Origin of the sequence: Phytomonospora endophytica (assembly GCF_014202425.1) — a bacterium.
GTDB lineage: Bacteria > Actinomycetota > Actinomycetes > Mycobacteriales > Micromonosporaceae > Phytomonospora > Phytomonospora endophytica.
On sequence record NZ_JACHGT010000004.1, the window covers coordinates 461,101 to 473,693 of the forward strand.

The following is a 12,593-nucleotide window of genomic DNA, read 5'->3' on the forward strand; positions in this document are numbered from 1 at the left end:
CTGGGACTCCGGGCCCCGCACGACCTATCGGCAACGAGGCTGGAGGTCTTGCATGGATCAAATCGACATTCTCGACGAGCTGCCCAAGTTCACCCAGCTCGGCATCGGCATCGCCGCGTTCATCCTGGTGGTCGGAATCCTGCTGCTCGTCGTCGACAAGCTGCCCGGATACGACAAGGGCCGGTTCGCGGCAATGGTATTTCTGCTGCCGGCGGGCCTGCTCCTGCTGATCGGCATGATCTACCCGGCGATCCGCACGGTCGTCCTGTCCTTCTTCGACGGCAAGGGCGAGAAGGCCGTCGGGTTCGACAACTACGTGTGGATGTTCAGCGATGACGCCATCCAGCAGGTGCTGCGCAACACGCTCCTGTGGGTCATCCTGGTCCCGCTGGTCGCCACCGCGACCGGCCTGATCTACGCGATCATGATCGACAAGACCCGCACCGAGGCGCTCGCCAAGGCGCTGGTCTTCCTGCCCATGGGCATCTCCTTCGTCGGCGCGGGCATCATCTGGAAGTTCGTCTACGCCTTCAACGCCAACAGCGACGAGCAGATCGGTCTGCTCAACCAGCTGGTGGTGTGGCTCGGCGGGGACGCCCAGCCGTGGCTGCTCAACGGCCCGTGGAACAACCTGTTCCTGATCATCGTCATGATCTGGATCCAGACCGGCTTCGCCACCGTGGTGCTGTCGGCCTCGATCAAGGCCATCCCGGGTGAGATCGTCGAGGCCGCGCGCCTCGACGGCGTCAACGCCTGGCAGATGTTCTGGCGCGTCACCGTGCCGTCGATCCGGCCGGCGCTCGTCGTCGTCCTGGTCACCATGTCGATCGCGGCCCTGAAGCTGTTCGACCTGGTGCGCACCATGACCGCGGGCAACTTCGGCACCAGCGTCGTCGCCAACGAGATGTACACCCAGGCGTTCCGGCTGAGTCAGCAGGGACGCGGGTCGGCGATGGCGGTGTTCCTGTTCCTGCTGGTGACGCCGATCATCATCTACCAGGTCCGGGCCATGCGCGCCCGTCGGGAGGAACGATGACCACTCTGACTCCCATGGCGGGCAAGCCCGCGGCCAAGGGCGGAAAGCCGGAGACCAGGCGGGCGAAGGCGAAGAAGCGGCTGACCAGCCGCACGGCCAGCGTCATCGCGCTGATCATCGCCATCCTGTGGACGACGCCGACGTTCGGTCTGCTGCTGTCGTCGTTCCGGCCGGCCGAGGAGATCAAGACCAGCGGCTGGTGGACGTTCTTCGCCAACCCGTCCTTCACCTTCGACAACTACGCCGAGGTCCTCCTCAGCGACTCGTCGGCGGGACGGCTCGGCAGCTACTTCATCAACTCGCTGGTCATCACCATTCCCTCGGTGCTGTTCCCGGTGGCGTTCGCGGCCTTCGCGGCCTACGCGCTGTCCTGGATCCGCTTCAAGGGCCGCGACACCCTGTTCATCGGGATCTTCGCGCTCCAGGTCGTGCCGCTCCAGATGGCCCTCGTGCCGCTGCTGAGCTTCTTCTCGTCCAACTTCGCACTGGAGGACGAGGGCAAGTTCATCCAGATCTGGTTCGCGCACACCTGTTTCGCGCTGCCGTTCGCGGTGTTCCTGCTGCACAACTTCATGTCGGAGCTGCCCGGGGACGTCATCGAGGCGGCCCGGGTCGACGGCGCCAACCACGGGACGATCTTCCGCAAGGTCGTGCTGCCGCTGGTGACACCGGCCCTGGCCTCGCTGACGATCTTCCAGTTCCTGTGGGTGTGGAACGACCTGCTGGTCGCGCTGGTGTTCGGCAGCGGGCAGGACACGTCACCGATGACGGTGCGGCTGGCGGAACTGGCGGGCAGCCGCGGTGAGGAGTGGCAGCGGCTGACGGCCGGTGCCTTCATCTCCATCATCGTGCCGCTGATCGTGTTCCTCAGCCTCCAGCGCTATTTCGTGCGAGGACTCCTCGCGGGAAGCGTCAAGGGCTGACGCCCGGCTCGCGCAGTACCGAAACCCCCGCCGCCCATTCCGGGCGGCGGGGGTTTTCACGGTCGAGAGGGCTCCTAGTCCACCAGCCGGACGAGCCCCGACTCCAGGTCGTAACGCGCGCCGACCACGTAGGCCGCGCCGAGGTCCTTCGCCGCCCGCAGCTCGGCCACGGTGTGCACGACCTGCAGCCGCATCGCCGCCTCGTTCGGGTTCTCCGGATCCTCGCGCAGGGCCTGCGCCGAGGAGCGGTACAGCTGTCCCACGAGGTAGGACATCGAACCACCGGGCGTCGCGACGCCGCCGATGGTGTCGCGCGCGGCCTGCACGCCGAGCTCGATGGCTCCACAGTGCCCGTGCCCGAGCACCACGACCAGCGGCACCGACAGCTTCGCCACCGCGAACTCCAGCGAACCGATGGCGGCCCGGTCCGGGACGTGCCCGGCGGTGCGCACCACGATCAGCTGCCCGAAGTCCTGGTCGAACAGCGCCTCGGCGGTGACCCGGGAGTCGACGCAGGTGAAGATCGCGGCGACCGGGTTCTGCTCCTCGGCGTGGCGCCGCGCGGCGGCCACGTCGTGCCCGTGTACCGGCTCGCCGGCGACGAACCGGCGGTTGCCCTCCTGCAGCCGCCGAAGTACCTCGGTGGCGCCGGGACGGGTCTCCGCCGCGTTCAGCTTGATCGACATGCCGCCGATCCTGCCAGCGGGATTGACAAGGTCGCAAGCCTTTCCCGCATCCCTGTGATGCGGAGCGGCGGTGATCGCGCGCACATGTCCGCGCGAGGTCAAGGCATGTCGATGCACAGGCATGAATGGGACATTACTCGACATAACGAATGTTCATGCAGGTCAACACGCCATATCCCGTCCGGCGGGAGTTGCCCCCATCGTCTAGGCTGCCAAACGGAAAGCTCCCAACGGTCCGGAAAGTCCTCATGCCACTTGAGCTGCGCAGCCGTACCGCCTCCGCCTCCGAACCGTCCACAGTCGACGATCCGCGCCGACGTCGCCGGATCCGCGTCGCGGTCGGCGGTCTCCTTGTCGTGTGGATCGCCGTCCTCATCGCGGCCGTGCCCTTCTATCGCCTCTACGACCTGCGCATCTACCACAACGCCATCGCGAGCTGGCTGCACGGCGAGGACCTCTACGCCTACTTCCAGGCCAACAACGGGCTCGGATTCACCTATCCGCCCTTCGGCGCCTTCTTCCTCGCGCCCATCACCGCCTGGCCGATGTGGCTTTCCGGCGTCCTCACCACCCTCGCCGGCGTGTTCGCGCTGCTGGCCTGCCTCTACTTCATCCTCGCGCCCTTCGCGCGGCGCCGCTCCTGGAGCGTTCCAGTACTGGTCTTGACGGTCGGCCTGGCCGCCCTCGCGCTCGAACCCGTCCGCCAGACCCTCGGCTACGGCCAGATCAACCTCGTCCTGGCCGCGATGGTGCTCGCCGACATGGCCGGGCTGCGGCTGGGTAACAAGTGGACCGGCGTCGGCATCGGCCTGGCCACGGCCATCAAGCTCACTCCCGCGCTGTTCATCGTGTACCTGCTGGTCGCCCGGCGCTGGCGGGCGGCCGCGGTCGCGACCGCGACGACCGTGACCGCCTGGGGCCTGGCCTTCGCGGTCGCGCCGAACTCGTCGGTGACCTACTGGGGCTCGGTGCTGTGGAACTCCGCCCGCGTCGGGCGCGCCGACTTCACGCCGAACCAGTCCCTCGCGGGTTTCCTCGCCCGGCTCTACGACCGGACCTCGACGCCCCTGCTGCTGTGGGTCTCCTTCGGCCTGCTGATGCTGGTCCTCGGGCTGACCCGCGCGCTGGCCGCGCACAAGGCGGGCGACGAGCTGTCGGCCTTCGCGATCATCGGCCTGACCGCCAACGTCATCAGCCCGATCTCCTGGTCGCACCACCTGGTGTGGGCCGTGCCCGCGATCGCCGTGCTGGTCTTCAAGGCCCTCGAACAGCGGTCGACGTGGATCGGCCTGGCCGCGCTGTCGACCTACGTCCTGTTCGTGGCCTCGCCGATCTGGTTCTTCGACCCCTGGAGCGAGAGTCACTGGGCCGACGGGCCGCTGCGGGTCGCCACCGAGAACTCCTTCGCGGTCGCGATCATCGTGCTGGTGGCCGCGCTGCCGCACCGTGCGCCGCGACCGGTCCGCATGCCGTACCCGAGGCGGACGCTGGCGGCCTGACTCAGGCGTAGCCGTTCGCGGCCATCCACGCCGGGTCGGGCGTCACCATCTGCAGCACCTCGACGACCACGCCGTCGGGGCCGCGCAGCTGGAATCGCCGCTGCCCCCACGGCTCGGTCGCCAGCGGCAGCACGATGTCCACGCCCGCCGTGCGCAGCCGGCGCTCCTCGGCGTCGACGTCCTCCACCACGAAACCCAGCAGGGTCCCTTCGACGAGTCTGCCGCGCAGGGCCTCCGGGAGGGAGTCGTGTGCGCGGTCGACGAAGTCGAGCGCCATGGCCGGGTGGTCGGGGTGCTGGGTGTTGACGTACCACCCGATGTCGATGCCGACCTGGAAACCGAAGTGCTCGGTGAACCAGCGCGCGGCGCCGGCCGGGTCGTCGGACATCAGGGCCGTGCCCATGAGACTGAATCGCATTGTTCCTCCTTGGTCGGTAACCACTCCGACCATAGTACTATAAACGAAGTGGTGTCAAGGATGAGAGGATCACCCGCATGGCCAGGTCCAATCCCGAACGCCGCGCGGCCCTGCTCGACGCCGCCATCGACGTGCTCGCCGCCGAAGGCGCGCGCGGACTGACGTACCGCTCCGTCGACGTCGCCGCGGGCGTGCCCGCCGGAACCGCGTCCAACTACTTCGCCGGCCGCGACGACCTGCTCCTCCAGGCCGGCGCCCGCATCCACGTGCGGCTCGCGCCCGAAGCGGGGGAGATGGACGGGTACACCGCGGCCCCCGCGAACCGCGAGACCATCCGCGCGGCCATGCACGGGCTCTTCGCGCGCGTGGCCGCCGACCGGTCGAGCTACCTCGCCCTGCTCGAACTGCGGCTGGAGGCGACCCGCAGACCCGGCCTGCGCGCGGACCTGACGGCCACCGTCGAGGCGAGTCTCGCGGAGAACTTCCGCCTGCACGCCGAAGGCGGCTTCCCGGGGGACAGGTACACCGCGATGGCGTTGTACCTGGCGATGACCGGCCTGATCGTGGAGCACCTGACGCTGCCCGAGGCGTGGCGCGGAGAGGACTTCGGCGAGCTGATCGACCGGCTCTGCGAGCGGATCGTGCCGGAGGCCTGAGCAGGACGCGAAAAGGGCCCGGACTTCGCCGGGCCCGCTCGCACGTGGCTAGCGTCCTCGCGGCGCCTTCGGCCGCGGCGGCGCCATCTTCAGCCCACCACGCTCGATCGCGCGGCCGAGCAGCCAGAGGCAGCGCCCGATCCCGCGGAACAGCAGCCCGAAGGAGATCCGGAAGACCCGCCCGACCTTCTGACCGCCCGTCGTGGCGGGCGGCAGCGGCGGCGGGGGCTGCCAGGAGTCGGCCGGCTGGTAGTCGGGCACGAGCGCCTGCGGGTTGTACGGCTCCCGCGAGGACTCGTAGCTCGGCATCTCGTAGGACGGCGTGTACGCGGGCGGCTCGACCTCATAGGAAGGTTGCTGCGCGACGGTCGTCGCGGGCGGCGGTGGGGGAGGAGCCTGCTTCTTGCGCCGCTGCGTGGGCGGCGCCGGGGGAGCGGCCGACGGCGGCGGTGGCGGCGGGGGAGCCCCGCCTCCGCGACGGCTCCCGCTCGCCTCGGCCGGGGGCAGCGAATAGCTGCCGGCACCGGGGGCGGGCGGGGGCGGAGGCTGCGACGGCGGGTCCCACAGGGGGTTTCCCGGCGTCGGTTCGGCCGGGCGGGCCGTGGCGGGAGGCCTCGGCGGGGCCGGGCGGGCCTCCTCCGGCCACAGTGGAACGTCCGACGGCAGCTGCGGCGGATTGGTCATGGCACGGCCTCACAGGGGTTCGGGTGCGTCCATCGTACGCAGCGGGCGCAAGGCGCCTCAGCAGCTGCTGTCGGGTACGCCCTTCACCGTGACCGGCAGGTGGCCGGGCGCCTTCGCCACGCCGGTCAGCACGTCGGCGACGGCCTCCATCGAGGCCCTGGTGGTCCCGAAGGCCGCGATCCGGACCTCCGACTTCACCTTTCCCAGCAGAAACGGCGCGTCGGTCGAGACGGTCACCTCGGCGTTGACGTCCACGTCGGAGACGGTGTCGCCGAAGCCGGTGAGCTGCACGGTCCGGCGGGCGTCGTCGCGGACCTCGACGTCGCGCGCCGACAGCGCCGCGCGGAGCCGTTCGCGGGTCGTGTCGGCACCGCCGACGAGCCGCACCGGCCCGTCGATCCGGACCCCGCAGGACCCGGCGACCTGGGTGACGGCGGCGGCGGAGATCTCCGCGGCGACGTCGGCGGCGGAGCCGAGCACGTCGTCGAGGTCGGCCGCCTCGGGCCGCGGGAAGCCCGCGAGCCACTGCTTGAGCGCGACGACTCGGGTCGCCGCCTCGACGAGCCGCTCGCGCGGGAGTTTCCCGCTCTTCAAGGCCTCGGCGAGGCCCTTGTGCGCCTTCTTCAGGTTCTGCGGCATGAGGATGAGATCGTTGCCGGCCATGAGCGCGCGGACGGCCGCCTCGCCGGCGCCGTGGCGCTCGGTGATCGGCTGCATCTGCATCGCGTCGGTGACCACGACGCCCTTGAAGCCCAGCTCGGTGCGGAGCAGGTCGATGAGGACCTTCGACGACAGCGAGGCCGGCACGCCCGGGTCGATCGCCCGCACATCGAGGTGCCCGGACATGACCATCGGGACGCCCGCGGCGATCGCGGCCTTGAACGGGACCAGGTCGGCGGCGAGGAGCTCGTCGCGGCTCTGGTTGAGCTCGGGCATCGACTTGTGGCTGTCGACGTCGGTGTTGCCGTGGCCGGGGAAGTGCTTGACCGCCCCGGCGAGGCCCGCGCCGGACAACCCGGCGAGGACCGCGACGACCTGCTCGGCGACGGCCTGCGGGCCGGAACCGTAGGAGCGCGAGCCGATGACGGTGTTACCGGGGTTGGCGATCACGTCGGAGGTCGGCGCGAAGTCGACGTTGACGCCCAGCGCCGACAGTTCACCGCCGACGCCCTGCCACGCGCGGGTGGTCAGCGCGGGGTCGGCCGCGGCGCCGAAGCCCATCGCGGCGGGCAGCGGGGAGATCCCGGAGGTGATGCGGGTGACCGCGCCGAACTCCTGGTCGATGCCGATGATCAGCGGCAGACCGCCGTGGTCGTCCTTCGCGGCCTTCTGGAGGCCGTCGGTGAGGCGCCGGATCTGCTTCGGGGAGTCGAGGTTCGTGCTCGGGTTCGTGCCCGCCGTGGGGTCGTCGGCGGTGAACCGCATGAGGATCAGCCCGCCGAGCCGGTACTTCCGCACCATGTCACCGGGGGTGTCGACGCCCGCGAACGCCTGATTGGCGGCCCTGGAGGCGGCGGTGACGTCGTCGGCGTCGTTGCCGTACGCGTGCGGCATCAGGACAAGGCCGAGCAGTTCCTCGTCGGTCATGGCGGCCACCATAGCCTGCGCGGAGGACTCCGGCGAAGGGGTCGTGGAAGGGGTCGGGGCCGGCTCCTTCTCAGCCGAGCAGCCGGCGAGCGCCGAGACGCCCGCTATCGCGAACAATGTCCGTCGGGTCAGCACCCGGGCTAACTTACCTGGGTCAGCCAGGTCGCTGGAGCGCCGTCTCCGGCGTGACGATAGGGCTCTAGTTCGGCGTCCCAGGACGTGCCGAGCAGCTTCTCCATGCCGTGACGGATCGCCTCGGCGCCGGCGTTGCCGGACAGGAGTGCCCGCAGGCGGTCCTCCGGCACGACGAGATCGCCGTTGGCGCTCATCGTGGCGCGGAACACGCCGCGTCCGGGGACGTACATGACGCGCTCACCGTCGACGCCCTCGCTGGGCTCCTCGGTGACTTCGAAACGCAGCATCGGCCACTGTTTGAGGGCAGCGGCGAGCTGCGATCCCGTGCCTGCGGCACCGGACCATGTGCATTCTGTCCGCAGCGTCGCAGGATCCGCGGACTGCTTCGTCCACTCAAGAGTCGCGCGGGTGGCGAGCACCCGGGCGATGGCCCATTCGACGTGCGGACACACGGCGGGTGGGCTTGAGTGGACGTAAACGACCCCTCGCGTGGGCACGTGAGACCTCCTGGGTTGTCTTGATGCGCCTTCCCCCAACGCACCTGGCGAACCGCAGAACGGCCCGTACCCACGAGCCGATCCCCATCTTGACTTATGGGTCCCACGTTGCGCCAGTGATTCCTGAGATTCGCCGCCAGGAATATGACTATCCAAGGTGGAGGATACGGGGAGTCACCATCGGCTCCACTCCGCTGTCGGCTGGAAGCGGACTCGGCTGATCGGGTAGAGTTCGCCTGTTGCGGGTGACCCCGCACCGGCGCTCGCGGTGGACCGTTCCGGCAGCTTGCCGGGGACTTCCCGGGGGCTTCGGCAGGATCGCGCGGAGGCCCTTTTGGGGCGATTCGGCGGGGACTGTGCCGGGAAACACCGCCCGCCCGAGGCGGTGCCCCAGGTGGCGCTGGCCGCCCGGGGAGGTCAACGGGTAGAGTTGCCCGGTCCGTCTGTAGTCGGGACGGCGAGGCTTCAAGACGGGCCTGAGACAGGCTTTGGAACAGATCTATTCAGCAAGACCTAATCGTGAGGAGTAGCTGCGTGGCCAGCAACACGTCTAAGACCGCGCGCGCATCGGTCCGCGCCGGCCAGGCAGGCCAGGGTGGCGGTCTGAGCGTGCTGGGTGAGTTCAAGTACCTCATCCCGCTCAACAAGGGCAAGCACGCCTATGTCCGCAACCTCACCAACGGCAAGACCGTTCACGCGGCGACCGACTCGGAGCGTTTCCTCGAGGAGATCCGCCTGCTGGGCGAGGCCGGCCACGGCGCGAAGATCCAGGCCGAGCTGGAGGCGCTGACCACGGCGTTCCCTTCGGACGGCTGGGACGCGACGGCGAAGCGGCTCGCCGACGCGGGGGTCTTCGGCGGCGAGTGATCGCGGCCTGAGTCTTGACTCGAACGCGCACCCGGGAGACCGGGTGCGCGTTTTTTCGTGCCCGGGGGGCGGGTGGAACACCCGCCGGTGACCCGAACTCCGGGCGACCGTGGTGGCGTGTGCGGGGAGGCGGTATCCCCGCGGGCGAGCCACGGAGCGCGGCGGCGACGGGATTTCCGCTGGTCGCGACGTGTCGCGGTGAGGCGCACGTGCGGGGTAGAGCGCGACCGTCATGGCGGTGATGGGCGCGGCGGCGACGGGGCCGTCACCGGTCACGGCGGCGTGGCGTGGGGAAGACGCGTGCGTGGGCGGAGCGCGACCGTGGTGGTGACGGCGGCGCCCCACCGGTGAGGCGCCCCTTCGGCTCGGTCACGCGTGGTCCCTCGCCCGCTCGATCCGATCCCGTTCGCCCCACGGTCACCCGCGCTGGCCATCCCGGCGACACCCGCGTCCTCAGCCCCCACCTGTCCACGGCCGTAGCGCCGTGTCCATCGCCGCCTGCAGGCGTTCGCGCAGGACCGCCGGGTCGCCGTCGAGGGCGCCGGGCTCGTCGAGCAGGACCTGCAGCGCGCCCGCCGTCGCGCCGATGAAGGCGCCGACGAGGGCCCCCGCGCCGACCGCGTCGAGGTCGTCCGGAAACGCCTCCCGGAGGTGCCGGGCGATCTCGCGTTGCGCGTCGAGCTGGATCTGGAGCGCACGGCCGCGCACGGCGGGGACGGTCCGGGTCAGCCGCAGTCGCAGGGCCGCCGTCCGGCCGACCATCTCGTCGGCGGCGGTCCCCAGGTCGCGCATCGTGCGCAGCAGCACCTCGACGGGCGTCTCGCCGGGTGCGCGGGTCGCGATCGCGTCGACGGCGGCGGTGACGCGCGCGTCGGCGTCGGGGAACAGCACCTCCTCCTTCGAGGCGAAGTAGCTGAAGAAGGTCCGCGTGCCGATCTCGGCCGCGGCGGCGATGTCGGCGACGGTCGTCTCGTCGTAGCCACGCGTCTCGAACAGCTCGGTGGCCGCCTCGACGAGGGCACGGCGGGTGCGCAGGCGCTTGCGGTCGCGCAGGGTCGTCATGCGGGGCAGTCTACTGCATCGGTTGCGAAGCTGCATTCATTGCAAGTCTGCACTCGATGCTGTTATGGTTCGGTGAGCCACCCCGAAAGGAAACCCCTCATGGACGTCTTGATCTCCGGTGCGGGCGTCGCCGGTCCGACCCTCGCCCACTTCCTCGCTCGCGCCGGCCACCGCCCGACCGTCGTCGAACTCGCGGCCGACCTGCGCTCCAGCGGCAACCCGGTCGACGTGCGCGGCGAGGCCGTCGACGTCGCCGAGAGCATGGGTGTCATGCGCCGCCTGCGCGAGGCCGCCACCGACGTCGACGGCCTGCGCCTTCTCGGCCCCTCCGGCCGCCCGGCCGGGTACGTCGACATGCGCGCGTTCCAGGGCGCGAGCGGCAGTCGCGAGGTCGAGATCCCGCGCGGCGACCTCGCCTCGGTCCTCTACGAGGCCGGGCGCGACGACGCCGAGTACGTCTTCGGCGACTCCATCGCCTCCCTGAGCCGGGACGCCGACGGTGTCGACGTCACCTTCCGGCGAGGCGCGCCGAGGCGTTTCGGTCTCGTCGTCGGCGCCGACGGTCTGCACTCCACGACCCGCCGCCTGGCCTTCGGCCCGGAGGCCGACTACGTGCGCGGCATCGGGATGTACGTGGCCGGAATGCCCGTCGACGAGGAGATCGGGCGCGACGTGATCATGTACAACGTGCCCGGGCGCATGCTCGCCCTCCACCCCTCACGCGGGCGCGCGCTGGCCGCCTTCATCTTCCGGCACCCGCCGGTGGCCGGTCTCGACAGCCGCGACATCGAGCGGCAGCGGGACATCCTCACCGCCGCCTACGCCCACGACGGCTGGCGTGTCCCCGAACTGCTCGACCGGGTGCGTGCCGGTGAGGACCTTTACTTCGACGCCGTCAGCCGCGTCGAGATCGACTCCTGGACGCGCGGCCGGGTGACCCTGCTCGGCGATGCCTCCTCCTCGGTCTCCCTGTTCGGCGACGGCAGCAGCAGCGCCATGGTCGGGGCCCGCACGCTCGCCGAGGAGCTGAGCGCGGGCGGCGACCTCGCCGCCGCCCTGCGGCGCTACGAGGAACGTCACCGCAAGGTCGTCGGCCCTCGGCTGCGCAACGTCGGCCTCGCGTCCCACCTGCTCGTGCCCGGCACGCGCGCCGGCGTCGCCGTCCGCAACCTCGCGACGAGGCTGTCGCCGGTCGTCGCGGCGGGACGTCGACTGGCCGCAGGCCGCCGCCGTCCCGCCCCGGTGTGACCCTCGGCGGGCCCGCTCCGCGCGATCTTGCGGGCCCGCTCTACCCTCCCGGCATGTCAGTCAGCGGTGTCCACGCCCAGCCCGGCGGGAGCGTGCGCGTCAAGGCCTCCTCGCGGGGTCTGCACCTGAGCCCGCGGAGCAGGTGGGACTTCCTCGACGACGACCGCGTCGTGGGCCTGTCGGCCCTGTGGCTGCTGGTCGTCGGTCTCTTCGGGGTCGCCCAGCTCGGCTCGGGCAGCGCGCCACTCGGCGCGGTCCTCCTCATCGCCGGGATCATCGGCGGGATCCCCGCGCTCCTGCAGCTCGTCATCGAGGCCGTCGGCTACGTCGTGTTCCTCGCGGTCCTGCCGGTCGTCGTCATCGGTTTCCCGCTGCTGTTCTTCCGGCCGGTTCGCAGGGCCCTCGGGAAACTCTGGGGGAAACCCCTCAAGGACCGTCACCTCACGCCCGCCTCGGCCATCGCCGAGGTTCGCGTCCACCCCGGGCCGGTCGTCGACGTCGTCCGCCGCGACGGAGGCGGCGTGCGCCTGTCGGCGAACGGCCGCGCGGGCGAGAGGCTCGTGGCCGAACTCGCCAAGCTGGGACCCGGCGTCGGGCGGGTTGCCTAGTCTGGGGCCATGCGACTGACCAAGTTCACCCACGCCTGCGTCCGTCTCGACGACGGGGACCGAGCCCTGGTCATCGACCCCGGCGTCTGGACCGAACCCGAGGCCCTCGACGGTGTCACCGACGTCCTGGTCACCCATGAGCACTACGACCACCTCAACGCCGAACTCCTCGCCGGCGCCGTCAAGAAGGGCGTGCGGATCCACACCCACCCCGACGTGGCCGAACAGCTCGGGGACCTCGGCGACGCCGTCTCGCCCATCAGCGCCGGCGAGAACCGCACGGTCGGCGGTTTCCTCGTCGAGGCGGTCGGCGGCGAGCACGCCGAGATCTACGAGGGCAAACCCGGCTGCGCCAACCTCGGTTTCCTCGTCGACGCCCCGAGCGGAGTCGTCTACCACCCGGGAGACTCGCTGCACGAGCCCGGCGTCCCCGTCGGGACGCTGCTGGTACCGGCCGCCGCGCCGTGGCTGAAGCTGTCGGAGGCCCTCGACTTCGTGCGTGCCGTCCGCCCGCACCGCGCGCATCCCATCCACGACGCGATCCTCAGCGAACCCGGCCAGGGGCTCGTCGACCGCTGGTTCGACATGGCCGGGCGCACGGTCTACAGCCGCATCCCGGTGGGCGGCTCGGTCGAGGTCTGACCGGGCTCCCGCATACCCACCAGCGCCGCCGGCGGTTCCGCCCGG

14 protein-coding genes are annotated in these 12,593 nt (G+C 70.8%); 8 read left to right on the forward strand and 6 right to left on the reverse strand.

Annotation, left to right across the window (positions count from 1 at the left end; translation table 11 throughout):
• Nucleotides 1–52 precede the first annotated feature (52 nt).
• A complete protein-coding gene (locus tag HNR73_RS11310; RefSeq protein WP_184787312.1) occupies nt 53–1,036 on the forward strand; it encodes a carbohydrate ABC transporter permease in 984 nt (327 codons plus the stop codon).
• Nucleotides 1,033–1,959, forward strand: coding sequence for a carbohydrate ABC transporter permease (locus HNR73_RS11315; RefSeq protein WP_184787313.1), 927 nt, complete (start codon nt 1,033–1,035; stop codon nt 1,957–1,959). Before HNR73_RS11310 ends, HNR73_RS11315 begins: the two co-directional genes overlap by 4 nt.
• Nucleotides 1,960–2,033: 74 nt before the next feature.
• On the opposite strand, the gene HNR73_RS11320 is transcribed toward HNR73_RS11315, so the two are convergent.
• A complete protein-coding gene (locus HNR73_RS11320; RefSeq protein ID WP_184787314.1) occupies nt 2,034–2,645 on the reverse strand; it encodes a carbonic anhydrase in 612 nt (203 codons plus the stop codon).
• Nucleotides 2,646–2,893: 248 nt separating this feature from the next.
• On the opposite strand from HNR73_RS11320, the gene HNR73_RS11325 reads away from it, so the two are divergent.
• Nucleotides 2,894–4,144 carry a glycosyltransferase 87 family protein gene (locus HNR73_RS11325; RefSeq protein WP_184787315.1) on the forward strand — a complete coding sequence of 417 codons (1,251 nt, stop codon included), beginning with the start codon at nt 2,894–2,896 and terminating at the stop codon, nt 4,142–4,144.
• Between the two features lies 1 nt (nt 4,145).
• On the opposite strand, the gene HNR73_RS11330 is transcribed toward HNR73_RS11325, so the two are convergent.
• A complete protein-coding gene (locus tag HNR73_RS11330) occupies nt 4,146–4,562 on the reverse strand; it encodes a VOC family protein (RefSeq protein WP_184787316.1) in 417 nt (138 codons plus the stop codon).
• Between the two features lie 77 nt (nt 4,563–4,639).
• Here HNR73_RS11330 and HNR73_RS11335 point away from each other — a divergent pair, with 77 nt between their 5' ends.
• Complete coding sequence (locus HNR73_RS11335; protein ID WP_184787317.1) at nt 4,640–5,218, forward strand: TetR/AcrR family transcriptional regulator; 579 nt, start codon at nt 4,640–4,642, stop codon at nt 5,216–5,218.
• 48 nt (nt 5,219–5,266) lie between these two features.
• Here the strand turns inward: HNR73_RS11335 and HNR73_RS40670 are convergent, their stop codons facing one another.
• From HNR73_RS40670 to HNR73_RS11350, 3 genes are all read right to left on the reverse strand, one after another.
• Nucleotides 5,267–5,902: a hypothetical protein gene (locus HNR73_RS40670; RefSeq protein WP_184787318.1), complete on the reverse strand. Its 636-nt coding sequence runs from the start codon at nt 5,900–5,902 to the stop codon at nt 5,267–5,269.
• A 57-nt stretch (nt 5,903–5,959) separates the two neighbouring features.
• The gene (locus tag HNR73_RS11345; protein ID WP_239122345.1) at nt 5,960–7,489 is read right to left on the reverse strand and encodes a glycoside hydrolase family 3 protein; all 1,530 of its coding nucleotides are present in this window, start codon (nt 7,487–7,489) and stop codon (nt 5,960–5,962) included.
• Nucleotides 7,490–7,629: 140 nt separating this feature from the next.
• A complete protein-coding gene (locus HNR73_RS11350; protein ID WP_184787319.1) occupies nt 7,630–8,121 on the reverse strand; it encodes a DUF3145 domain-containing protein in 492 nt (163 codons plus the stop codon).
• A gap of 534 nt (nt 8,122–8,655) precedes the next feature.
• Between HNR73_RS11350 and HNR73_RS11355 the strand changes: the two genes are divergently transcribed.
• The gene (locus HNR73_RS11355; protein ID WP_184787320.1) at nt 8,656–8,988 is read left to right on the forward strand and encodes a hypothetical protein; all 333 of its coding nucleotides are present in this window, start codon (nt 8,656–8,658) and stop codon (nt 8,986–8,988) included.
• Between the two features lie 453 nt (nt 8,989–9,441).
• Here the strand turns inward: HNR73_RS11355 and HNR73_RS11360 are convergent, their stop codons facing one another.
• The gene (locus HNR73_RS11360; protein WP_184787321.1) at nt 9,442–10,050 is read right to left on the reverse strand and encodes a TetR/AcrR family transcriptional regulator; all 609 of its coding nucleotides are present in this window, start codon (nt 10,048–10,050) and stop codon (nt 9,442–9,444) included.
• Nucleotides 10,051–10,149: 99 nt separating this feature from the next.
• On the opposite strand from HNR73_RS11360, the gene HNR73_RS11365 reads away from it, so the two are divergent.
• From HNR73_RS11365 to HNR73_RS11375, 3 genes are read left to right on the forward strand one after another with little or no spacing between them, the layout of a single operon-like run.
• Nucleotides 10,150–11,298: an FAD-dependent monooxygenase gene (locus tag HNR73_RS11365; protein WP_184787322.1), complete on the forward strand. Its 1,149-nt coding sequence runs from the start codon at nt 10,150–10,152 to the stop codon at nt 11,296–11,298.
• A gap of 53 nt (nt 11,299–11,351) precedes the next feature.
• Nucleotides 11,352–11,906, forward strand: coding sequence for a hypothetical protein (locus HNR73_RS11370; RefSeq protein WP_184787323.1), 555 nt, complete (start codon nt 11,352–11,354; stop codon nt 11,904–11,906).
• 9 nt (nt 11,907–11,915) lie between these two features.
• Entirely contained in the window at nt 11,916–12,548 is a 633-nt protein-coding gene (locus HNR73_RS11375) for an MBL fold metallo-hydrolase (RefSeq protein WP_184787324.1), read from the forward strand.
• Nucleotides 12,549–12,593: the final 45 nt, after the last annotated feature.